Below are 21,758 nucleotides of genomic sequence, written 5' to 3' on the forward strand. Positions count from 1 at the left end.
ATGTTTTCTGCTTTTTTTATAAAAAGACCCATCTTCGCATCCGTAATAGCGATAATCATCGTTCTTGCAGGAACGATCTCCATGATGGGACTTCCCGTAGGCGAATATCCAAGAGTCATTCCACCGCAGATCGTGGTCTCAACCTCATATCAGGGTGCAAGTGCAGATACTATCTCAAAAACGGTTGCAGCACCTCTTGAACAGGAGATAAACGGAGCAAAGGATATGCTCTATATGAGCTCCATCGCCGCAGACAACGGCACTCTTAGCATAAATGTCTTTTTTGAGGTCGGTACAAATCCCGATGATGCCAAGATAGACGTAAACAACCGTGTTCAAGCCGCACTCTCAAGACTTCCCGAGCAGGTTCAAAGACAGGGTGTTAGAGTTGCGGAAAAGTCACCCGATATGCTACAGGTAATCATTCTACACTCTCCAAAGCAGACAAAAGATGTAACATTTCTTTCAAACTATGCTCTTATGAACATAGTCGATGATCTAAAGAGGGTCAAAGGGGTCGGAGACGTAACGATCTTTGGTGCAAAAGATTACTCCATGAGAGTCTGGATAGACCCTCTAAAGCTCAAAAAATACTCTCTTACCGTAAATGATCTCATCTTGGCCATCAGAGAGCAAAATGAGCAGTATGCTGCAGGTAAGCTCTCGGCTGAGCCGGTCTCCGGGAGCGAGATGTTTACCTACACTCTTGAGACGCAGGAGCGCTTTAGCGATCCATCGGAGTTCTCTGATATCATCATAAAATCAAACGAGGACGGAAGCTCTCTTAAACTAAAAGATGTAGCAACCATAGAGCTCGGCTCTCAAAGCTATGTGATGAAAAACAAGCTGAACAATGCTCCTGCCGTTCCTGTTGCCGTATTTTTACAAAGCGGTGCAAATGCGATCGAGACCGCAAAAAACATAAGAGAGGTGATAGCTTCGATCAGTAAGAACTTTGAAGAGGATGTAGAGTATGAGATACCTTATGACATCACGGAGTTTGTCGAGCTCTCTATAAACGAGGTTATAAAGACTTTTATAGAGGCGATCATTCTTGTTGTTCTTATCATCTACCTCTTTTTGCAAAGCTGGAGAGCTACGCTCATACCTATTTTGGCAGTTCCAGTATCAATTATAGGTGCTTTTATAGGGATGTATATTTTGGGTTTCAGTATCAACCTGCTTACGCTCTTTGGGCTTGTTCTGGCGATCGGGATAGTGGTGGATGATGCCATTATCGTTATTGAGAACGTCGAGAGGCATATAAAAGAGGGGCTCTCACCAATGGAGGCTTCGCTTGTTGCCATGAAAGAGGTCTCAGGTGCGCTTGTAGCCATAGTGCTTGTTCTCTCTGCCGTCTTTATCCCGGTCGCATTTTTGGGAGGGCTAAGCGGCGAGATGTACAGGCAGTTTGCGGTTACAATCGTCATCTCATTGGCAATATCCGGTTTTGTGGCACTTACTCTTACGCCTGCGCTTTGTGCGCTTATGTTAAAGCCGACACATCAAGAGCCGAAATATTTCTTCAAATGGTTCAACAGCTTTTTTGAGTTCGCTACAAGAGGCTACTCAAAAGCATTGAAGCTGACCATAAGATATGCATTTTTAAGTATGCTTCTCTTTGGAGGACTTATCTACATAACATACGATATGTTCAACTCTCTCAAGACAGGGCTTGTCCCGACGGAGGATAAGGGAACGGTCTTTGTATTTAGCTACAATCCTCCGGGCTCCGCTCTCAGCAGAACGGACGCTCTTACTTCAGAGGTCTACGACATTGTCTCTAAAGATAAAGAGAGCATAAAGAACATAGTCCAGTTTGCGGGAATAGACTTTGTAACATTCTCGCTAAGAACGAACTCTGCCGCTACTATTTTGAAGCTTCAGCCTTGGGATGAGAGGACACAGCCGCATCAGCATGCCGTACATATAGCATCACAGATGGGTAAAAAGCTCTCAACTACCAGTGACGGTTTCTCTTTTGGCGTAGTGCCTCCTCCGATCCGCGGGATGGGGATAGCAGGCGGTTTTGAACTATATGTTCAGGATAGAACAGGCTCGGATATTAAAGAGCTTCAGAAGTATGTAAACGAGATCATACAAAAAGGGAACAATAGGCCAGAACTTGAGGGTGTTAGAAGTACGCTCAATACAAATGTCCCGAAGTATAAAGTGATTGTGGACAGTGCAAAGGTAAAAGCAAAGGGAGTCGGCATAGATGACGTTTACCAGACTCTAAATGCGACCTTTGGAACTTTTTACGTAAACGACTTCAACCTCTTTGGCAGAACCTATATGGTAAATATGCAAGCGGATGAGTCCTTTAGAAAAACTCCCGAAGATCTGGGCAAGATATATGTCAGAAATGACAAAGGGGAGATGCTTCCGCTTAGCTCGTTCGTTGAGCTAAAACAGATAGTAAGTGCCGATCTGGTGGAGAGGTTCAACCTCTTTAGCGCGGCTAAGGTCTCAGGACAGCCTGCTCTTGGATACAGCTCAGGCGATGCCCTAAAAGCCATAGAGGAGGTCGCAAACGAGGTTCTGCCTCAGGGATATACCATCAGCTGGATAGGAACCGCATATCAGGAGAAGCAGATAAGTAGTGCGGGGAGTATGGCGTTTATATTCGGGATAATATTTTTGTACCTGATATTGGCTGCGCAGTATGAGAGATGGCTGATGCCTGTCTCCGTTATTTTGGCGGTTCCTTTTGGGGTGTTTGGGGCAGTTGTCGCAAACCATATAAGAGGGCTTGAAAACGATATCTACTTCCAGATAGGTATTCTTGTTTTGGCGGGTCTTAGTGCAAAAAATGCGATCCTTATCGTAGAGTTTGCTATGCAAAAAAGAGAGCAGGGCATGGAGCTTGTAGAAGCAGTACTGGATGCGGCAAAGATTCGTCTGCGCCCTATCATTATGACCTCTCTTGCATTTACGCTCGGCGTAATTCCTCTCGCACTTAGCAGCGGAGCGGGAGCAGCGAGCAGACACTCAATAGGTACTGGAGTTGTGGGAGGAATGTTGGCAGCAACTTTCTTGGCGATCGTATTTATTCCGCTCTTTTATGTTCTTGTTTCAAAGTTCGGAAAGAAAAAGAGCAGTTAAAAAAAGCAGAAGCTAAAGAGCCTTAAAAAACTCTGCAGCTTCAAGCTCATCATCATTCAGACTCTCTTTTTCAAAATCCTCATCTTCTTCGATCAGTCTCTTTACCTCTTTTTGGCAGTATGCAAAGAGAGTCTCTGCCGCATGTTTATGGTCTGCAATAAAACCAAGACCGCTGAATTGGTAAGGGTCCTCCTGCTCTATGCAGATTAGTGTTCCTTCGCACTTCTCCTCAAGAAGCTCGACAAGCGTTCTGTAGTTGATGTTAAACTCGGCGGCATGCCACCCGATATCCTCCATCTCTTTTGTACTGAACTCATCGACACCGTCACCCGTAGTATCGTCGTATGTAGCTCTTGGTGTGTTAAAACCAATGATCTCCTGCCAGTTTGAAAAAGCTTTGATGAGAACTCTGCTGCCGTCCTCTACAACCTGATATTTTCTACCAAGAGCCTCACAAAGAGCGGCTTTTGCGTCTGGAATGCCTATGTAGATGAGAATATCATCTGTCGTAAAGGGCTCATGGCAAATCTTGCCGCCAATATCTATGCCAAAAGTTTTTTGTGCATCTATCGCAACTTGTAGACTATTTTTATCGACCGTGATGATTTCTTTAAAAAGATTAAATTTTTTCATAAATATTCCTCTGTTTTTGCTTGGTATTATAAAAGTTTTTGCTTTATTCTAGTATAATGCCAAAAAAATTTTAAGCGTTTAAGGCAACTCTAAAAATTTTATAAGTTCTCAACAATACTATTTTTAGAGTTGCCTTTAAGCTTAATATAATATCAAGGAAAACAAATGGCATTAAATGTTTACTACGACAAAGATTGTAATATCGAACTGATCAAAAGCAAAAAAGTTGCAATGATAGGATTTGGTTCTCAAGGTCACGCACATGCGGAAAACTTAAGAGACAGCGGTGTTGAAGTAGTTGTTGGTCTAAGAAAAGGCGGTTCTTCATGGGCTAAAGCTGAAGCTAAAAACTTCAAAGTTATGAGCGTTGGCGAAGCTTCTGCTTACGCTGATGTTGTAATGATCCTTTTACCGGATGAAAACCAAGCAGAGATCTACAAAAACGAGATCGAGCCAAACCTAAAGCAGGGTGCTACTATAGCATTTGGACACGGGTTTAACATCCACTACGGAAGAATCCACCCAAGAGCAGACATCAACGTAACTATGATCGCTCCAAAAGCACCGGGTCACACTGTTCGTTCAGAGTTTGTAAGAGGCGGCGGTATTCCGGATCTTATCGCTATCGGTCAAAACCCAAGCGGTACTACTAAAGAGTTGGCACTTTCATACGCTTCTGCTATCGGCGGCGGTAGAACTGCTATTATCGAGACGACTTTCAAAGATGAGACTGAGACTGACCTTTTCGGAGAGCAGGCTGTTCTTTGCGGCGGTGCAGCATCACTTGTTCAAGCAGGTTTTGAAACTCTGACTGAAGCTGGATACGCTCCAGAGCTTGCATACTTTGAGTGTCTTCACGAGTTGAAACTTATCGTTGACTTGATGTTTGAGGGCGGGATCGCTGATATGAGATACTCGATCTCAAATACTGCAGAGTACGGTGACTACGTTTCAGGCAAGCGTGTTATCAATGCAGAGTCTAAAGCTGCGATGAAAGAGATCTTAAAAGAGATCCAAGACGGTAGATTTGCAAAAGACTTTATCCTTGAGGGTCAAGCAGGCTATCCGAGAATGAACGCTGAGCGTGCAAATGCAAGAGCTTCTTTAATCGAGCAGACAGGTGTTAAGTTAAGAACTATGATGCCGTGGATATCTAAGAATAAAATAGTAGACACAACTAAAAACTAAAATAGCGACGCATTTTCTGCGTTGCTACACTCGTCACGTGCTTTAAGCACGCTTCCTCGCTATGCGCCTTGAAACTCCATCACTCTTTTAGTTTTTAAAATATCTAAAATCTAAGCACTATAAATCAAAAATCTTTAGCTTTTACTATAGCAGTTGCTGAGCTCTTAAAAGCGTTGATAGCAAAACAGCGCCTTTGTCAACGTGAGAGCTCTTCATCTTTAGTTCGCTATCAAGTAGCAGTTCATGCAGTTTATAGTAGGTTTGCGGTTTTATCTTTATCGACATTGCCGCTTTAGCATCGACTACAAATTTCGGGGCAGGGTATCCAAGTATCTCCATAGCATTTGGAGCGCCGTTTAGGCGAATGTAGATGTGAAACATATAGAGCTGCGTCATGTAGGAGGTTATGGCTGTCAGTATCCTTATCTCATCCTCTCCGTGATCGAGCATACTCTCAAGGTCTGCTTTAAAATCTTTTTTATTCAGTATCTTGTTTATAAAACTCTCAATATTTACCTCTGCCAGACCGAATACAAGATTGTCTATATCTTTTGTTGTTATCGCTCTGTCGTAGACTTTTAGCTTATCTATCTCATTGCTTGCAAGGGATACATCCCAGTTGTGGATTGAGAGCAGATGGCTGATGGACTGGTTGTCGATAGTGACATTTTTTTCGCGGGCTACCTGAGAGAGCGTGAATATTGCCTCGCCCTGATTTGGGTTAAAAAAGCGCACACACATGGTCTTTGTCTTTGCGGGAGCTTTTGCATAGGCCTTATGGTCATCGCCGTAGTAAGCGTAGACAAAAACATTCTCCTGATTTTTTTCGCAATACTCTATCAGCGTCTCAAGCTCTTTTTTTGGTATCTTCTTCTCGCTCTTGATTATGAGGACATTTCTGTCTCCAAAGAGAGAGGCTTGCGATAGGTGGGCTTTTGCGCTGCTAAAATCATACTCGTCATGGTAGAACTTTGCAACGGAAGCATCAGGAATGTTTGTGAGAAGATGAGTATATCTGTCTATTAAAAAGGCGCTCTCCCCAAAAAGTATAAAACTGTTTGCAAGAGTTCCTTGTTGTATATGTTTGTCAAGTTCGCTTTTATACACGCTTAGAGGTCTCTCTCTACTCTCTCGACAACGCTTGCGTATATCTTAGCTTTAGCGATGTCCGCTTTGTCAATTCTTACTTTTACGTCTTCAAAGAGCTGAGCATCAAGCCCGTGGTTAATAAGAAATCTGGCACCTTGGATCTCATCATGAAGCTCTGCTTTTAGATACGGATCAGTAGAGGTTATTCTGGCTTTAAAGACGCCGCCGATATTCTCTCTTGCCCAGCGGGTGAACTTTCTTGCCATAAACTCATTCTCTATGGTTGAAGCCTCTCTCTCTTTTTCGCTCACGCTCATACAGAGTGACTCTATGTTTCTAAGCACGTAAGAGCTCTCCTCTTTATCGCCTCTGGCAATCGCTTTTAAGAGCCTGTGAACGATAAGGTCCGAGTATCTTCTGATAGGTGAAGTAAAGTGCGTATACTCATCAAAACCTAGCCCGAAGTGCCCAACATTGAACGGTGCATATCTGGCCTGCATCTGAGACTGGATTATAAGCGTGTCTACCTCGCTTGCAAGCCCCATCTCGCTTGCTTGATTCTGTATTTCGGTGATAGTGTCTTTTATAGATTTTTTAATATCAACATACATACCGATCCCTGCTAGCTCTTGGTAGAGATTTTGCAGTTTCGCTTGGGTCGGCGGCTCATGTATACGGAATATCCCTTTTTTAAACCTCTTTGCAGCCTCTTTGTTCGCAAGCAGCATACAATCTTCAATCAAAGCGTGCGAAGGAGTCTCTTGAGCGTAAGTTGTATGTGTGATGTTTGAATTCTCATCTATGAACATCTCAAGTTCGTTGGAGCGAAAGTTATAACCAACTTCGAGTCTTTTCTCTTTGAGTCTGTCCGTTATGATTTTGAGTTTGGAGATGTACTCAAATATCTCCTTTTCAGAGTCATTTTGCGCTTCAAGCCTTCCCTCTAAAAAATCGTCGATCTCTTCATAGTTGAATCTTCTCTGCGAGTGTATTATCGCCTCATAAACTTTTGAGTTCTTTACTTCAAGCGAATCAAGATCCAGTTTTATTTCAAAAACATAAGAGAGTCTGTCGACATGCGGCTGCAAAGAGCAGAGCGTCTCACTTAGCTGGCGTGGGAGCATCGGGATTGAGCGATGCGGAAGGTAGATAGAGAAACTTCTGTAGATCGCCTCGTTGTCGATCGCTCCAAAAGGGGTCACATATTCGCTGACATCCGCAATCGCTACATAGAGAGTAGAATTCTTGTCATCCCAGTATATCGCGTCGTCAAAATCTTTTGCGGTTACTGGGTCGATCGTACAAAATGCAAGCTCTCTTAGATCTTTTCTTGAAGGGTATTTTGAGGCGTCTACCTCTTTGAATGATGAAGCAAGTTCGAGTACTTCGGGCTCAAATTCATCATGTTTGTTGAACTGTGCAAGAACGATCTTCTCATCAACGAGAGGGTCCTCTATATTGCCCAGACGCTCCATAATGGTAAAGTCCTGATTGTTGATCTTAAATACATCGCCATTTTCATACTCATCCAGCTCATCTTGCGTCATCTCCACGCCGGTTGGGTACTCGGTCTTTAAATCAACCAGAGACTTTCTGCCATCTTTTGAGATAATATATGCGACGCTGTAGCTCTGCGCTCTTCCTACTATCTCGACGACTTTTGCACCGGGGGCGCCTCTTTTGCCAAGGAGTCTCTGCACTATGACAAGGTCGCCCTCTTTGGCATATGAGAGATCCCCTTCGCCCACGAACATATCACGTACATACTCGCCTATGACGTGAAGGTATGCGGTCTCGTTCTGTATTAAGCCTAGTGTTCCTGCGCGATATTTTGAGTTAAACTTGTAGACATCATCTTTTTTTGTGATGTATCCTTTGGCAAGATAGTTGTTTATATACTCTCTCTCATCCGAGGCAACATCCTGCTCGTTAAGAGCGTTTGTAAGTTTTATAAGGAGCGATTTGATATCAAGCATTATAGATTTTGCAACGCTCTATCGAAGCTCTCCATGTCAAGAGAGTATTTCTCTATTAGCTTTTTTGCAGCGGCAATGCTCTCGTCCGTTACCGTACCGTTAAGCTCAACTACCGTGCGTACCACATGCAATATCTGGGCAGGCTTTTTTATCTCATCGTTCGCCTCTTGGGGATTTAGGCAGTGGCGGATTGTATCTACAAGCCCCGCTTCAAATCTCCAGTGCTCAAATATTTTAGCACTTACTTCCGGCGTATCTACACCGGTCACTTCTCTCTCGGCCTCTTCAAGCGTAGCAGAGCTCTTGATCGCTTCTTTGAATCTGTCTTGGGTATTGTCGGACATGATCTGCTGAGCTATTAAAACTTTGCCTATCTCGACCAAAAATGCCGCAGGGGAGAGTATTCCAAGAAGTTTAGAATCTTTTTTAAGGCACCATGATGTCGTAATGGCATGCTGTTTTTTTGATAACATTGAGAATGTATCGTTGTCAATTCCGTAAACCGAGAGGTCAAGCTCAAAGCTCTTCTTTACTATGCTCGCAAGTGCAAAACCTCTTACGGTTCCCATGCCAAAGAGTCCCACAGCTTGGTTTATAGCATTGATCTCACGGCTAAATCCATAAAGAGGAGAGTTCGCCGCTTTTAATATGTCCGCTGTTAGAAGGGGATCTTTTTCGAGTATTTTGACCATGTCGTTAAAGGTGCTTTCAGGGTCTTGATAAACAGATTCAATTTGCATAACTGATTCAGGAAGCGGGGGTAATTGTTTGATTTTTTTGAGTATCTCTTCAGTCATTTAATTCTCTCTTTTACCGAATATTAATTTAGGGTAGATGATACATATATGTTCATAAAAAAGTACTGAATATTTACAAATAGTTGATACTATTTTAAAAAAAAGAGGAATTAGATATGCAAAAAGAAGCGATGCTTACACAACTTGGTTACGTCCCAAACAACGCCTTGCTTGAACAACTTCAGAGGATCGAAGAGAACACTTCCGGTTATGAAAAAATACAAAAACACATCATGGATCTGCATGACCATCTAAAAGTGGACGGATCTTATGTTGCAATGTCCAATTCAAACGATTTTTTTAAGATAAAGGTCGAAGCTCCAAGCCCGGAACTTGCAGAGGAAGCTCACGAGAAGATACAGCACTTTAGCGAAAAGTACAAAGTTGCAATCAATAAGCTTGAGAATAAAAACACATATTACATACTAGGGTTTAGCCATTAGCAAAGAGCCGATGAGCATTGAGGGGTATGACCTCTTGATCGAGGAGTTTAAATTTCTGCTCGAAGTTGAAAAACCGAAGGTCGCGCAGGAAAAACTCGTAGCCGCCGCTTTGGGAGATAGAAGCGAAAATGCCGACTATCAGGCAGCCAAAGAGAAGCTCAGGTTTATTGACAAAAGACTCTTTTACTTAAACTCTATGATAGAGAAGTCACAAATTATCGACCCCTTTAAACTTCCGCACGACAGAGTCAGTTTTGGAAGCAGCGTAAAGATTGTAAATCTTGAGACGGATGAAGAGGAGAGCTATACGATCTGCGGTGTTTTAGAGTCAGAACCCGAAAACGGACTTATATCCGTCCACTCTCCTTTAGCTTGTGCGATGATGGGAAAACAAGTAGAAGATGAGTTTAAGATCACACTTCCGCTTGGAAAAAAGGAGTATGAGATAGTTGAGATCAGCTATAAAAACATCTTCTCTTTAAAGAAAAATATCCGCACAAAATCCGACTTTTCTTTTCATTAAAAATCTTTTTACCTCATATTAGATATAATCCCACTTTAAAAACTAAATTTTTAGGATTCCCCTGTGAGCCAACAACTAGAAAATATTGAAAAAGTACTTGCTTCGCATAAGCTTTCAAATGACGATTACGCACATATCAAGCAGATTTTAGGGCGTGAACCGAACTTGGTAGAGATAGGGATTTTTTCTGCAATGTGGAGTGAACACTGCAGTTACAAATCATCAAAAGTCCACTTAAGCGGCTTTCCTACAAAGGCTCCTTGGGTTATTCAAGGTCCGGGCGAGAATGCAGGGGTCATCGATATAGGCGGCGGATATGCTGCGGTATTTAAGATGGAGTCACATAACCACCCAAGTTTTATTGAGCCGTATCAGGGTGCTGCAACAGGTGTAGGCGGCATTATGCGTGACGTATTTACAATGGGAGCCCGCCCTGTTGCAAACTTGAACGCTCTTAGATTCGGGAATGTTTTAAACAACGATGACGTCTCAAAGCATCAGAGATATCTGGTTCGCGGCGTTGTTGAGGGTATCGGCGGTTACGGAAACTGTATGGGAGTTCCTACAATAGGCGGCGAGACAAGTTTTGACGAGTGCTACAACGGAAACATTTTGGTAAATGCCTTTACTCTGGGACTTGCAAAAAGCGATGAGATATTTTACGGAAGAGCAGACGGTATCGGCAACCCGGTGATCTACGTGGGTGCGAAAACAGGTCGTGACGGTCTGGGCGGCGCAGTTATGTCATCGGACAGTTTCACGGAGGAGTCAAAATCTCTTCGTCCTACTGTTCAAGTGGGTGACCCTTTTACTGAAAAACTTCTGCTTGAGGCTTGTTTGGAGCTCTTTAAGACTGACCATGTTGTCGGTATTCAGGATATGGGAGCTGCAGGGCTTACATCTTCGTCATTTGAGATGGCGGGGAGAAGCGGAAGCGGTATGATAATGCACTTGGACCGTGTTCCTGCACGCGAAGAGGGTATGCAGCCGTACGATTTTATGCTCTCCGAATCTCAAGAGCGTATGCTTCTTTGTGCTAAAAAGGGAAGCGAAGCTGAGATCATCAAGATTTTTGAGAAGTGGGATCTAGATGCTGCTGTTATTGGTGAGGTTACGGATACGGGCAAGATGGAGCTTTTCTGGCATGGAGAGAGAGTTGCAGAAGTTCCTGTTGATCCTGTAAGTGAAGAAGCACCTGTACTAAACCGTCCTATGAGCAGACCTGCATATCTGGATAAAATTGCAGATGTAACGATAGACGACTTTGCAAAAGTCGCAAATCAGGAGGCATTTGAGAAGCTCACAAAATCCATGGAAGTTGTAGATAAGTCATGGATATATACGCAGTATGATTCTATGGTGCAGACAAATACGGTTAAAAAAGGCGGGATGCTTGATGCTTCTGTAATCCGTGTAAAGGAGAACGGCAAAGCTCTTGCAATGTCGGCTGACTGTAACGTGCGTTACTGCTACATAGATCCAAAAGGCGGAGCTGCTGCGGCAGTTATTGAGTCAGGCAGAAATGTTGCGATGAGCGGGGCAAGACCTTTGGCTATTACCGATTGTCTAAACTACGGTAATCCTGAAAATCCTGAAGTTATGTGGCAGTTCGGACAAGGATGTCTGGGGATAAAAGAGGCTTGTGCTGCACTGACGACTCCTGTTATCGGCGGGAATGTCTCTCTTTACAACGAGACGAACGGCGTATCTGTTTTTCCTACACCTTCAATCGCGACGGTAGGTGTGAACGATGATGCCAATAAAGTGTTGATGTCAAGCTTCCAAGAAGAGGGAAACACTCTTTATTTGGTAGGCGATAACATGAGCGAGTTCGGTGGATCTCTTTACATGAAAGAGATTTGTGGAACAGTGGCAGGAAAGCTTCCTGAGATAGATTATGAAAAAGAGCTTGCTCTTTGGGAACTGGTCATAGAGGCAAACAAAAAAGGGATATTAGAGTGTGCAAAAGATGTAAGCAGCGGCGGTGTTGCGATAGCACTTGCAAAAATGGCTGCTGTAAGCGGTCTTGGATGCAGTACAAAGATGCTTGTAAATGATGAGAGAGACATCTTTGCTGAGAGTATGAGCCGTGCTATTATTGAGGTTAAGCAGGAAAACAGCGCCTCTTTTGAGAGTATGGTTGGAACTTTAATGTGCCAAAAGATCGGAACTGTAGGCGGAGACAGGATCAAAGTTAACAACGTTGAGATGAGCATGCAAGAGCTTCAAGACAACTACTTTAACACATTTAAAAGAGTTATCGAGAGAGATATCTAAAACTCTTCCATTTTAAAAACTTCATAAGCCACCTCTTCATAAGGGTGGCTCTCTTTTAGAACTTCAACAGCTTTTTTTATAATTTCAGCAGAGCAGATCATCTCTACTTTATACTCTTCAACGTGTTCTATAACATTCAATTTGCCTATATGCGGATTTGCCTTGTTTATAGGCTTGAACTGTCCGGTTCCGAGTGTCTCAAAAGAGCAGCATTCGTAGTTTTCATATCTGCCTACACCGATAGCAAACAGAGCCTCTTTTACTCTCTCTTTATCCTCGGATGGTACGAAAAAGTTTAGCTTATACATCTAAAACCTTTTCAAGTAGCCCAAAAGTTCGCTATCAAGCTGATACTTCTTGTTTGCGACTTCATCTATGCTTTTGTACTCAAAACCTTTTTTTGCATAGCAGATCACGCTCTCGTCTCTGCCGCCGAGCAGACCGTCAATAGCGTGATTTACGAACTTATATGCCATGAGCCTGTCGTAAATAGTCGGGTTTCCGCCTCTTTGCGTATGCCCCAAGATAGTCACTCTTGACTCAAGCCCAATCTTCTGCTCAAACCACTCTGCGATCTCGCTAGACTTCTCTTTTATCCCCTCCGAGACTACCGCTATGAAGTATTTGCGACCGCTTCTTATCTGCTCTTTGAAACTATCTTCATACTCTTTTAGATCATACTCTATCTCTGGGATTAGACAGAGTTCCGCTCCGCTGCACAGGGCTGATACAAGTGCCAAGTAACCGCAGTTTCTTCCCATTGTCTCTATGACAAAAGCTCTTGAGAATGAGGCTGCGGTATCTCTTATGTTGTCTATGGAGTCTTTGATGACGTTTAGTGCCGTATCTACTCCCAAGCAGTACTCGGTGCCGTTTATGTCGTTGTCAATTGTAGATGGAATACCGCAGAATTTTACTCCGTGCTCTTTGTAGAAAATATCCATTCCTCTAAAAGAGCCGTCACCGCCAAGAACAAGCAGCATATCGATACCTAGAGCGTCAAGATTTTTCTTCGCAACTTCTCTAAACTCTTTTTGCATAAATCTTTTGCTTCTGGCACTCCCGATTATAGTTCCGCCGCGGTTGATGATTCCTGCCGCATCTTTATGGGTTGCTTTAATTATTTTGTTATCAATCAGACCCTCAAAACCGTCATAAACAAAGTAGGGCGTCAAAGAATTTTGCAGTGAATACTCGACAAACTGTTTAAGGGCGGGGTTCATACCGCTGACATCGCCGCCTGAGCATAAAATGGCTATGTTTTTCATTTTTCATATCTCTTTTTTATTAGATATATTTCATAACTATTGCGAGTGAACGATTCTGCAACGGAAGGGTCAAATTTCTCTTTTGAAATTTGGGGTACCCACCGTGAAGCCGAAGTGAGCGAGTATAAGTTATGAAAAAAGTTAGTTTACCATCTTCTAATCTCAAATGAGATAAAATTCCATAATTTATTTTCACAAGGTCATTAATGAAAAGAGCATTGGTAAGCGTTAGCGATAAAGCAGGAGTGATAGATTTTTGTAAATCTTTAGTAAAAAACGGTTTTGAGATAATCTCAACCGGCGGAACCTATAAAATATTAGTAGAAGAGGGCATAAAAGCTATCGAGATAGATGAGGTCACAAAATTTCCTGAGTGTTTTGAAGGGCGTGTAAAGACTCTTAACCCTTACGTTCACGGCGGAATTTTACACAGACGTGACAAGCAGTCTCACCTGGATCAGGCAAAAGAGCTTGGCGTTGAAGCAATTGACTTGGTTTGTGTAAACCTCTATCCGTTTAAAGCGACAATCGAGAAGACTGACGATTTTGAAGAGATCATAGAAAACATCGATATCGGCGGTCCTGCGATGGTTCGTTCTGCTTCTAAAAACTTTGAGAGTGTTATGATCGTGACTGATGTAAATGATTATGCAAAAGTTATAGATGCGATAGAGAATGAGAAAAATACGCTTGAGTTTCGCCGCAATCTTATGATAAAAGCGTTTGAGCATACCGCATCATACGACTCTATGATCGCAAACTATATGAACAAGCGTTTTAACAGCGGTTTTGGCGAGAAGCAGTTTATTGTAGGAAATAAAGTGATGGATACACGTTACGGTGAAAATCCTCACCAAAAAGGTGCGCTTTACGAGTTTGACAAGCACTACTCAAATAACTTTAAAACGCTTAAAGGCGAAGCTAGTTTTAATAACCTGAACGATTTAAGCGGCGCGGTTAAGATAGCTTCTGCATTTGGAAGCGATAATGCGGTTTGTATAACCAAGCATGGAAACCCGTGCGGTTTTGCTATCCGTGACAATCTTGTAGATGCTTACGTAGAGGCTTTAAAATGTGACCCTGTTTCAGCATTCGGTGGTGTTGTAGCAGTTAACGGCATTGTGACAAAAGAGCTTGCGCTTAAGATGAACGAGATCTTTTTGGAAGTCATCATTGCAGGACGCATAACTGAGGAAGCTCAAGAGGTTTTTGCATCCAAAAAACGTATCAAACTCTTTGAGATGGGTCATGACAAACTTGTTCTTGCAAATGACGAGAAAGATTTCAAGCACATTGACGGCGGTTTTGTATATCAGGATGCCGACAAAGTAAACGACGATGAGGTAAAAAACGCAAAGCTGATGACTACAAGAGAAGCAACTGCGAGTGAGAAAAAAGATATGGAGATAGCTTACAAAGTAGCATCTCTTACAAAATCAAACTGCGTTGTCTATGTCAAAAACTCTGCGATGGTAGCTGTGGGAATGGGAATGACAAGCCGTGTTGATGCAAGCCAGTGCGCGCTTAAAAAAGCAAAAGAGATGGGACTTGATGTGGAAGGTGCCGCACTGGCTTCCGAGGCGTTCTTTCCGTTTCGTGACTCAATCGACGCTGCTGCTGCGGCAGGTGTGAAGTCTGTAATAGAACCTGGCGGAAGTATCAGAGACGATGAGATCATAGAGGCTGCAAATGAGTTTGGAATGAGCCTTTACTTCTCAGAGGTCAGACACTTTTTACACTAAAATATTATCTGCATGTCAAGCATTTTGCTTGACTCTTTAAAGACAAATAAAGCGTATGCAAAAAGCATAAACTCTCTTAAGAATATTAAAAAATTATTTTTCTTTGCTTTCTTCTTCTTGAAATAAATTCCAAAACCATACACTAGGCGCTAACACTGTTTCAATGACCGCACTTACAACTGTTGCAGGAGCATAATAAAATGTTGATGACGCTGTGCCATCTTTTCCCATCTCTTTTACAAAAGAAGTTGTAGCCGAATAATACTTAATTTTATCGGCATTAACCGTAGTGCTCAACATTATCCCAACAACCAATAAAAACATTATCTTTCTCATACCAACTCCATTGAATAATTTTGAAATCATTCTACCATATTATTTACTTATGTATCTTAAAATTATTAAAATTTTAAAGGAATAAAAATGTTTAAACGAGTCGGACTTTTCCTTCTTACAAACTTGGCTGTAATTGTTGTTATTAGTATCATTGTCAATATATTCGGATTAAATAGATTTTTAAATGAAAATGGACTTGATCTGGCCTCTCTTTTTACCTTCTCTTTGGTGGTCGGATTTACGGGCTCTATCATCTCACTGCTGATGTCAAAGAAGATGGCGAAGATGGCGGTCGGGGCGAGAGTTATAACGAATCCAACAAATCAAGAGGAGTTATGGCTGGTCGATAGCGTAGCAAAGATGTCGGCAAAAGCTGGCATAAGGATGCCAGAAGTTGCAATATTTGAAGACATGAGCCCAAACGCTTTTGCAACGGGAGCTTTTAAAAATGACGCTTTGGTGGCGGTGAGCCGCGGGCTTCTAAGAAGCATGAGCCAAAGAGAGGTCGAGGCTGTTTTGGGTCATGAGATAGGTCACGTTGCAAACGGAGATATGGTAACTCTTACCCTTTTGCAAGGTGTCGTAAATACTTTTGTGGTATTTTTTGCGCGCATAATCGGCTACGTTGTAGACAGGGTTATTCTGAAAAACAGAAGCGAAGGTGTAGGTGCGGGCTACATGATAGCAAGTATTTTGGCGGAGATAGTTTTGGGAGTGCTGGCTATGATGATCGTAATGGCATTTTCAAGATACAGAGAGTACAGAGCGGATGAGGCAGGTGCGTATCTTTCCGGCAGAGAGAATATGATAGCTGCTCTGCAGGCTCTTTCAAGATCAAAAGAGGAGCCGCATCTGCCTGAACAGATAAAGAGTTTCGGCATAAACGGCAAAGGGCTTATGGCGCTTTTTAGCACACATCCATCGCTTGAAGATAGAATTGAGAAGCTAAGAAGATCTGCTTAAAGTTGATTGACTTTGACTCAACTCTTATGATATAATTTCGCTTAATAAACAATAATATAAATTTTAGGAAGAAAAATAATGAGTAAATCTTTATATGAAACACTGGAAGTTTCTGAAAATGCAAGCGAAGCAGAGATAAAAAAAGCGTATAGAAAATTAGCAAGACAGTATCACCCTGACGTAAACAAAGACAAAGGCGCGGAAGAGAAGTTTAAAGAGATAAATGCCGCGTATGAGATACTTAGCGATAAGCAGAAAAAAGCACAGTATGATATGCACGGGGACAATATGTTCGGCGGGCAGAATTTCCACGACTTTTCACGCTCATACGGCGGCGGACAGGCCGACTTGGATGAGATTTTAAGAAGTATGTTCTCAGGCGGCGGCGGTTTCGGAGGATTCGGCGGCGGCGGATTTAGTTCCAGAGGCTTTGGAGGCGGCGGTTTTTCACAGCAGCAGCAACAGCCAAACCTCGATATAGAGACAAGCGTTACTATACCTTTTAGCGTCTCTATCTTAGGCGGTTCCCACTCGGTTTCAGTCAACGGTGAGAGATTTGACATTAAGATCCCTGCGGGTGTTAAAAGCGGAGAGAAGATGCGCGTCAAAGGAAAAGGACACGCACAGGGCGGCAGAGCTGGGGATCTCTTTTTAAAGATAAATGTCGCTTCGAATCCTGAGTATATCAGAGAGGACGACGACCTGATCAAAAAGTTTGACGTGCCTCTTTACGCGGCGCTCTTTGGCGAGAAGATATCCGTGCAGACATTGGAGAAAGAGATAAAACTCAAAATTCCTCAAAACACAAAGAATGGACAGAGATTCCGTGTAAAAGAGATGGGTGCGATGAACAGAAAGACAAAAGAGCGCGGAAATCTCTACTTGGAAGCTAATATAGTTCTGCCAAAAGTTGAAGATCTGGACGAAAAGTTAGTAGAATTAATGAAAGAAAAACTGCCCAAGGAGTAAAGTATGATACATCAGTATGACGAACCGGTATATTTGATCAGCATTGTCGCAAAGGTTTTGGATATACATCCGCAGACTCTAAGACAGTATGAGAGGGAGAATCTTGTAACACCCTCAAGATCAAACGGCAGAATAAGGCTCTACTCACAAAGAGATATAGACAGGATCAAGCTTATACTAAGACTTACGCGTGAGCTTGGAGTAAATCTGGCGGGTGTTGATGTCATACTGAGGCTCAAAGAGAATGTTGATAATATGGAACAGGATATCAGAGATCTTAAAAATGAGCTTTTAAGAGCGAAGAACTCTCAAACGGTCTCGCATGATAAAGCTCTTGTGACTAAAAAGAGTATCTACGAGATGATAATATTTGAAGATTGATCGTTAAGCCGATCCCTCTTTAAGTCTTGTTATATCTGCTCCCACATTTTGAAGCTTCTTCTCCAAGGAGTCATATCCTCTATCAAGATGGTAGATACGGTGAACGTCTGTAATACCGTCTGCTACAAGACCTGCTAGGACAAGTGCGCTTGAAGCTCTTAGATCAGTTGCCATGACATCGGTTCCGCTTAGTTTTGATCTGCCATTTACCGTTGCCACATTTCCGTTTAGGGTTATATTTGCACCCATTCTTTGAAGTTCGCTCACATGCATAAATCTGTTCTCAAAGAGTCTCTCTTCGATGATAGATGTACCGTCTGCCTGAGTTGCAAGTGCCAAAAACTGAGCCTGCATATCGGTCGGGAAAGCAGGATACTCCTGAGTGACTATCTTGACAGGTTTTATGATCTCGGATGGATGGATGGTAATTGAATCTTCTGTTATCGTAAACTTACTGCCCATCTCTTGAAGTTTTGATATGACGGAGCCAAGATGTTTAGGGTTTACATCCCTTAATGTCAGTTCCGATCTTGTAATTGCCGCAGCACAGAGATATGTTCCAGCTTCAATACGATCTGGAATAACGCTAAAAGGTTCAATATTTAATAGCTTCCCGGCTGTTCCGTGGATCGTTAGGACCGCTGTTGCGATACCTTCTATTTTCACGCCGTTTGCATTTAATATCTCACAAAGCTGCACGACCTCTGGTTCTCTTGCCGCATTTGTAATGGTCGTCACTCCCTCTGCAAGAGATGCCGCCATAACGATGTTTGCGGTTCCCGTTACGGTTATCTTGTCAAAAATAATCTCGCACCCTTTAAGACCATCTGGAGCAGTTGCGTGAATATAGCCAGCTTCTATATTTATGACCGCGCCCATCTGCTCTAGCGCTTTTAAGTGCAGATCAACAGGTCTCTGCCCTATGGCACATCCGCCCGGAAGCGAGACTTCACAGTGTCCGAATCTAGCTAATATAGGTCCTAGAACAAGTATGGAAGCGCGCATGGTTCTGACAATGTCGTAAGTCGCTTTTGTCTCTTTAAGGTCTGAGGTATCAATTGTTGTTATATTCTCTTCATCACTCCAAGATGAAGAACACTCGGCTCCCAGATTTGAGAGTAGTTTTAAAAGTGTATTTATATCCGCAACATGAGGAAGATTTTTTATAGTTACGCTGTTGTTGGCAAGAATAGTCATAGCTATTAGCGGCAGAGAGGCGTTTTTAGCGCCGGAAATTTTTATCTCTCCACTTAGGGAGGCAGCTCTTTTAATCTGTAAGTAATCCATGTCTCTCTTTTTTTTTAAATGTGAAATTATATCTAAATTAGTTTTGCTTTTTGGTATAATCGCTTAAGCAAACAGAGGAATATTGATGAGTTCAGCCTTAGATAGATTAAAAAATATAACAAATAAGATCTCTAGTTACGAGCGTGCCAGAAAAGATAACTTAACTCTGCTAAAAGAGCTATATAACGAACTTGGCATAAATGAAAAGGTTGAAGAGTTTAGCGATCTTTTTCATTTCAAGGCCATAAATCTCTCGGGTGCTTCGCTTCTTAGCGAGAGTCTGGGAGAGATAAAAAAAGGAAAATATCTTCAGATACTTGCCATCGGTTATGACAAAGAGGCGGTTGTAAAGAGCAAAAATATCTCTCTGGGCTATTATGGGAAAGCAGAAAATGTAGATGCTGGGCTTAAAAATAAAATAGTAGAGTTCATCATCCGTTTTAGATTTGAGAAGAGTTTTATGACGCTTGAGCACTACTACACTATGCTTGAAACATTTAAAGCAGATGAGTAGATTTTATCTCTTTTTATGGCTTAGATGGGCGGCGCGCCTCACTTTTTGCAGTACCTCTCTCGCAGCACTTTCATCTTTTTTAGTCACCGCAATAACATATGTATCAAGAGGTTTGCCTGAACTGAATATGGAGATAGCAGGCGCTCTAGTTGATATTTTTATATTTTGGTTTCCTCTCTTTTTCTCTTTTACGATCTTGATCGCACTCTTTAGAGGGTTAAAGTATATATTCAACAGCTGCATAGACGGCTTTGAACTACAGTTGCTGACGTGCGATGGCAACGAAGTAATAGAGAACATAGGCTACGGAGACCTGGTGAAGGTTTGGCGAAAATGGCTGATGCTGCTTATCTGGCTGGTGGGTTCCATCATGATACTCGCACTTATCTACACAAACCTCTTTACATCTTACAGCGCTCTTTTTGAGTGGTTTAATATCTACTGGCTCTATGGTTTTATTCTTATTGGCGGACACTTCTCTTTTATCATTATGAGTTCCAGATGCAAAAAAGTAAAGATCGTAATGTGTTGATATTTTTAGATCTAGAGACCACAGGGCTGCAATGTAGTGATAAGATCTGCTCTATCGGGATAATAGCCGTAGATAAAGAGGAGAGCTTAAGTATCTATGAGCTTGTAAATGAGGGCAAAAAGATACCCGCAGAAGCTTCAAGCATCAACCATATAACAAATGAGATGATAAAAGGCAGACCTTCACTAAAAGAGAGCAGCGCATGGAAATTTCTGAGTGAGCACAATCATGAAAGTTCGACTCTTATCGCTCACAATATAGATTTTGACCTAGGCATGCTTGAGTCATCCGGATTTGTGTGGCAAGGCAAAACAATTGATACATTAAGAGTCACAAAACATCTGATGCCAGAGTGCGAACAGTTCTCTTTGCAGTTTTTGAGATATGAGTTAAAGCTCTACAGAGATGAGCTGCAAGAGGCGTTTAAGTATGGTCTTGATGGTGGAGGAGTAGCGCATAATGCACTTGGCGATGCACTGTGTGTAAAACTTCTATATGAGTCTCTATTGCAGATAAAAGAGCATGACACTTTAGTCGAACTGACTCAAAAAAATGTTTTGATGCAGAAGTTTGATTTTGGAAAATACAGCGGAAGATATATTGAGGAGATAAGTATGTGCGACAGGGGCTACCTGGAGTGGATGCTCTCAAACATAAGTGACCTGGATGAGGATATGAGGTATACCCTCAAAAGATATTTACATGGTTGATATGCTATACTTCAAACTAAAAAAACAAGGATCGCTTTGAGAGTAGCTGTTGAGTGCAAATCGCCGTTAATGCAAAAATCACTAGAACTTTTCTTGGACAAACATCTTAGTTCCGTAAAAAATTGCGATATTCTCATCAGGGATGTAAAGTGCTTTGATGATGAGAGATGTTTTTATATCTCGAGTGCAAAAGATGCCGATCTGTTAAAACCGTTTTCAAAGTCACAGCTTATTTTGGCGTTGGAAAAAAGATACAAAAGTATGAATAAGACAAAGGTAGAAGAGGATCTCGAAGAGGATGAAGATCTTGATTTTGACATTTTGCAAAAACGCATAGAGTCGCTCACCCAAGAGTATCAGGCAAATATTTTAAAGGCAGTGCGCGCATTTTATGAAAAGTAAGACAATAACTAAAAAAATAGTATCCGGAAAATTCAAAAACAAAACCTTAAAACTCCCCTCAAAAACAACGACAAGGTCATCAAAAGCTATAGTTTTGGAGTCTTTTTTCAACACCGTGCAGTTCGAGATAATAGACTCTACCTTTGTAGAACTATTCTCAGGCAGCGGCTCCATCGGCCTAGAAGCGCTTAGCCGCGGTGCAAAAAAAGTAATCTTTATGGAGAAGGACTCTGAAGCGCTGAAGATATTAAAAGAGAATATAGCTCAGACCGACCCTGCGTCATGCGAAGTTCATAGCGGCGATACGTTTTCAAATATTGCAACTGTAGTAAAATCGCTGCAGAGAAAAAATGAAGAGGCATACTTTTACATCGACCCGCCGTTTAGCATAAGGGAGGGAATGGAAGATATTTATGATAAAACCATCTCTCTTATCGCCTCTCTGCCACCTGAGTGTGTAAAACTGATCATAATCGAGCACATGAGCACTCTTGAGATCCCACAAAAGATCGGCACTTACACAATAAAAAAATCCAAAAAGTTTGGAAATACTTCACTTACCTACCTTGAGAGCGAATAAAGTGGAATAAAGTTTGCTACTTATCGCTATATTCAAGGATTAG

Annotated in this window: 22 protein-coding genes; 14 read left to right on the top strand and 8 right to left on the bottom strand. The window is 42.1% G+C overall.

What is annotated here, in order from left to right; all coding sequences use genetic code 11:
* Window positions 1-3,105, top strand: coding sequence for a multidrug efflux RND transporter permease subunit (locus RBR61_RS05380; RefSeq protein ID WP_320342608.1), 3,105 nt, complete (start codon window positions 1-3; stop codon window positions 3,103-3,105).
* 12 nt (window positions 3,106-3,117) lie between these two features.
* Here the strand turns inward: RBR61_RS05380 and RBR61_RS05385 are convergent, their stop codons facing one another.
* Entirely contained in the window at window positions 3,118-3,738 is a 621-nt protein-coding gene (locus RBR61_RS05385) for a hypothetical protein (protein WP_320342609.1), read from the bottom strand.
* A gap of 165 nt (window positions 3,739-3,903) precedes the next feature.
* Here RBR61_RS05385 and ilvC point away from each other — a divergent pair, with 165 nt between their 5' ends.
* A complete protein-coding gene (gene ilvC / locus RBR61_RS05390) occupies window positions 3,904-4,926 on the top strand; it encodes a ketol-acid reductoisomerase (RefSeq protein WP_320342611.1) in 1,023 nt (340 codons plus the stop codon).
* Between the two features lie 144 nt (window positions 4,927-5,070).
* Here the strand turns inward: ilvC and RBR61_RS05395 are convergent, their stop codons facing one another.
* Genes RBR61_RS05395 through RBR61_RS05405 form a run of 3 tightly spaced genes read right to left on the bottom strand, consistent with a single transcriptional unit; the run spans window position 5,071 to window position 8,788 of the window.
* Complete coding sequence (locus tag RBR61_RS05395) at window positions 5,071-6,033, bottom strand: DNA polymerase III subunit delta (RefSeq protein WP_320342612.1); 963 nt, start codon at window positions 6,031-6,033, stop codon at window positions 5,071-5,073.
* A 2-nt stretch (window positions 6,034-6,035) separates the two neighbouring features.
* Window positions 6,036-7,991 (bottom strand): ribonuclease R family protein, encoded by a 1,956-nt coding sequence (locus RBR61_RS05400; protein WP_320342614.1) that lies wholly within the window; start codon window positions 7,989-7,991, stop codon window positions 6,036-6,038.
* Complete coding sequence (locus RBR61_RS05405; RefSeq protein ID WP_320342616.1) at window positions 7,991-8,788, bottom strand: HDOD domain-containing protein; 798 nt, start codon at window positions 8,786-8,788, stop codon at window positions 7,991-7,993. The genes RBR61_RS05400 and RBR61_RS05405 overlap by 1 nt, the downstream gene beginning before the upstream one ends.
* Window positions 8,789-8,904: 116 nt before the next feature.
* On the opposite strand from RBR61_RS05405, the gene RBR61_RS05410 reads away from it, so the two are divergent.
* From RBR61_RS05410 to purL, 3 genes are all read left to right on the top strand, one after another.
* Entirely contained in the window at window positions 8,905-9,231 is a 327-nt protein-coding gene (locus RBR61_RS05410) for a hypothetical protein (RefSeq protein WP_320342617.1), read from the top strand.
* A 10-nt stretch (window positions 9,232-9,241) separates the two neighbouring features.
* Window positions 9,242-9,754 carry a transcription elongation factor GreA gene (gene greA, locus RBR61_RS05415; protein ID WP_320342618.1) on the top strand — a complete coding sequence of 171 codons (513 nt, stop codon included), beginning with the start codon at window positions 9,242-9,244 and terminating at the stop codon, window positions 9,752-9,754.
* A 63-nt stretch (window positions 9,755-9,817) separates the two neighbouring features.
* On the top strand, window positions 9,818-12,031 hold the full coding sequence (gene purL / locus RBR61_RS05420; RefSeq protein WP_320342620.1) for a phosphoribosylformylglycinamidine synthase subunit PurL: 2,214 nt from the start codon (window positions 9,818-9,820) through the stop codon (window positions 12,029-12,031).
* Here purL and RBR61_RS05425 read toward each other — a convergent pair.
* Complete coding sequence (locus RBR61_RS05425) at window positions 12,028-12,339, bottom strand: NGG1p interacting factor NIF3 (protein WP_320342622.1); 312 nt, start codon at window positions 12,337-12,339, stop codon at window positions 12,028-12,030. The two genes, purL and RBR61_RS05425, sit on opposite strands and share 4 nt — an antisense overlap.
* Window positions 12,340-13,299, bottom strand: coding sequence for a 6-phosphofructokinase (locus RBR61_RS05430; protein ID WP_320342624.1), 960 nt, complete (start codon window positions 13,297-13,299; stop codon window positions 12,340-12,342). It lies immediately after the preceding gene.
* A 206-nt stretch (window positions 13,300-13,505) separates the two neighbouring features.
* Between RBR61_RS05430 and purH the strand changes: the two genes are divergently transcribed.
* Entirely contained in the window at window positions 13,506-15,041 is a 1,536-nt protein-coding gene (purH, locus tag RBR61_RS05435; protein WP_320342626.1) for a bifunctional phosphoribosylaminoimidazolecarboxamide formyltransferase/IMP cyclohydrolase, read from the top strand.
* A gap of 93 nt (window positions 15,042-15,134) precedes the next feature.
* Here purH and RBR61_RS05440 read toward each other — a convergent pair whose 3' ends face one another.
* Entirely contained in the window at window positions 15,135-15,377 is a 243-nt protein-coding gene (locus tag RBR61_RS05440) for a hypothetical protein (RefSeq protein ID WP_320342627.1), read from the bottom strand.
* Between the two features lie 87 nt (window positions 15,378-15,464).
* Between RBR61_RS05440 and htpX the strand changes: the two genes are divergently transcribed.
* The 3 genes from htpX (at window position 15,465) to RBR61_RS05455 (ending at window position 17,690) form a co-directional block, all read left to right on the top strand.
* Window positions 15,465-16,340 carry a protease HtpX gene (gene htpX / locus RBR61_RS05445; protein WP_320342628.1) on the top strand — a complete coding sequence of 292 codons (876 nt, stop codon included), beginning with the start codon at window positions 15,465-15,467 and terminating at the stop codon, window positions 16,338-16,340.
* 78 nt (window positions 16,341-16,418) lie between these two features.
* Window positions 16,419-17,309, top strand: coding sequence for a J domain-containing protein (locus RBR61_RS05450; RefSeq protein ID WP_320342630.1), 891 nt, complete (start codon window positions 16,419-16,421; stop codon window positions 17,307-17,309).
* A 3-nt stretch (window positions 17,310-17,312) separates the two neighbouring features.
* Window positions 17,313-17,690 (top strand): helix-turn-helix transcriptional regulator, encoded by a 378-nt coding sequence (locus tag RBR61_RS05455; RefSeq protein ID WP_137015389.1) that lies wholly within the window; start codon window positions 17,313-17,315, stop codon window positions 17,688-17,690.
* A 3-nt stretch (window positions 17,691-17,693) separates the two neighbouring features.
* On the opposite strand, the gene murA is transcribed toward RBR61_RS05455, so the two are convergent.
* A complete protein-coding gene (murA, locus tag RBR61_RS05460; protein ID WP_320342633.1) occupies window positions 17,694-18,977 on the bottom strand; it encodes a UDP-N-acetylglucosamine 1-carboxyvinyltransferase in 1,284 nt (427 codons plus the stop codon).
* Window positions 18,978-19,062: 85 nt separating this feature from the next.
* Here murA and RBR61_RS05465 point away from each other — a divergent pair, with 85 nt between their 5' ends.
* The 5 genes from RBR61_RS05465 to rsmD are packed head-to-tail and all read left to right on the top strand — an operon-like array spanning window position 19,063 to window position 21,715.
* Window positions 19,063-19,491 (top strand): hypothetical protein, encoded by a 429-nt coding sequence (locus RBR61_RS05465; RefSeq protein WP_137015393.1) that lies wholly within the window; start codon window positions 19,063-19,065, stop codon window positions 19,489-19,491.
* A complete protein-coding gene (locus RBR61_RS05470; RefSeq protein WP_320342634.1) occupies window positions 19,484-20,023 on the top strand; it encodes a hypothetical protein in 540 nt (179 codons plus the stop codon). The genes RBR61_RS05465 and RBR61_RS05470 overlap by 8 nt, the downstream gene beginning before the upstream one ends.
* Window positions 20,017-20,733: an exonuclease domain-containing protein gene (locus RBR61_RS05475; protein ID WP_320342635.1), complete on the top strand. Its 717-nt coding sequence runs from the start codon at window positions 20,017-20,019 to the stop codon at window positions 20,731-20,733. The genes RBR61_RS05470 and RBR61_RS05475 overlap by 7 nt, the downstream gene beginning before the upstream one ends.
* Window positions 20,734-20,769: 36 nt before the next feature.
* Window positions 20,770-21,135, top strand: coding sequence for a hypothetical protein (locus tag RBR61_RS05480; protein WP_320342637.1), 366 nt, complete (start codon window positions 20,770-20,772; stop codon window positions 21,133-21,135).
* A complete protein-coding gene (rsmD, locus tag RBR61_RS05485) occupies window positions 21,125-21,715 on the top strand; it encodes a 16S rRNA (guanine(966)-N(2))-methyltransferase RsmD (RefSeq protein WP_320342639.1) in 591 nt (196 codons plus the stop codon). Before RBR61_RS05480 ends, rsmD begins: the two co-directional genes overlap by 11 nt.
* Window positions 21,716-21,758: the final 43 nt, after the last annotated feature.

The sequence above is a fragment of the Sulfurimonas sp. genome (genome assembly GCF_034005705.1).
Classification (GTDB): Bacteria; Campylobacterota; Campylobacteria; order Campylobacterales; family Sulfurimonadaceae; genus Sulfurimonas.

Bases quoted from the DNA above. Each gene is read 5' to 3' on its own strand.
- RBR61_RS05380 (WP_320342608.1), top strand. From the start codon at position 1: ATGTTTTCTGCTTTTTTTATAAAAAGACCCATCTTCGCATCCGTAATA.
- RBR61_RS05385 (WP_320342609.1), bottom strand. From the start codon at position 3,738: ATGAAAAAATTTAATCTTTTTAAAGAAATCATCACGGTCGATAAAAAT.
- ilvC (WP_320342611.1), top strand. From the start codon at position 3,904: ATGGCATTAAATGTTTACTACGACAAAGATTGTAATATCGAACTGATC.
- RBR61_RS05400 (WP_320342614.1), bottom strand. From the start codon at position 7,991: ATGCTTGATATCAAATCGCTCCTTATAAAACTTACAAACGCTCTTAAC.
- RBR61_RS05405 (WP_320342616.1), bottom strand. From the start codon at position 8,788: ATGACTGAAGAGATACTCAAAAAAATCAAACAATTACCCCCGCTTCCT.
- RBR61_RS05410 (WP_320342617.1), top strand. From the start codon at position 8,905: ATGCAAAAAGAAGCGATGCTTACACAACTTGGTTACGTCCCAAACAAC.
- greA (WP_320342618.1), top strand. From the start codon at position 9,242: ATGAGCATTGAGGGGTATGACCTCTTGATCGAGGAGTTTAAATTTCTG.
- RBR61_RS05425 (WP_320342622.1), bottom strand. From the start codon at position 12,339: ATGTATAAGCTAAACTTTTTCGTACCATCCGAGGATAAAGAGAGAGTA.
- RBR61_RS05430 (WP_320342624.1), bottom strand. From the start codon at position 13,299: ATGAAAAACATAGCCATTTTATGCTCAGGCGGCGATGTCAGCGGTATG.
- purH (WP_320342626.1), top strand. From the start codon at position 13,506: ATGAAAAGAGCATTGGTAAGCGTTAGCGATAAAGCAGGAGTGATAGAT.
- RBR61_RS05440 (WP_320342627.1), bottom strand. From the start codon at position 15,377: ATGAGAAAGATAATGTTTTTATTGGTTGTTGGGATAATGTTGAGCACT.
- htpX (WP_320342628.1), top strand. From the start codon at position 15,465: ATGTTTAAACGAGTCGGACTTTTCCTTCTTACAAACTTGGCTGTAATT.
- RBR61_RS05450 (WP_320342630.1), top strand. From the start codon at position 16,419: ATGAGTAAATCTTTATATGAAACACTGGAAGTTTCTGAAAATGCAAGC.
- RBR61_RS05455 (WP_137015389.1), top strand. From the start codon at position 17,313: ATGATACATCAGTATGACGAACCGGTATATTTGATCAGCATTGTCGCA.
- murA (WP_320342633.1), bottom strand. From the start codon at position 18,977: ATGGATTACTTACAGATTAAAAGAGCTGCCTCCCTAAGTGGAGAGATA.
- RBR61_RS05465 (WP_137015393.1), top strand. From the start codon at position 19,063: ATGAGTTCAGCCTTAGATAGATTAAAAAATATAACAAATAAGATCTCT.
- RBR61_RS05470 (WP_320342634.1), top strand. From the start codon at position 19,484: ATGAGTAGATTTTATCTCTTTTTATGGCTTAGATGGGCGGCGCGCCTC.
- rsmD (WP_320342639.1), top strand. From the start codon at position 21,125: ATGAAAAGTAAGACAATAACTAAAAAAATAGTATCCGGAAAATTCAAA.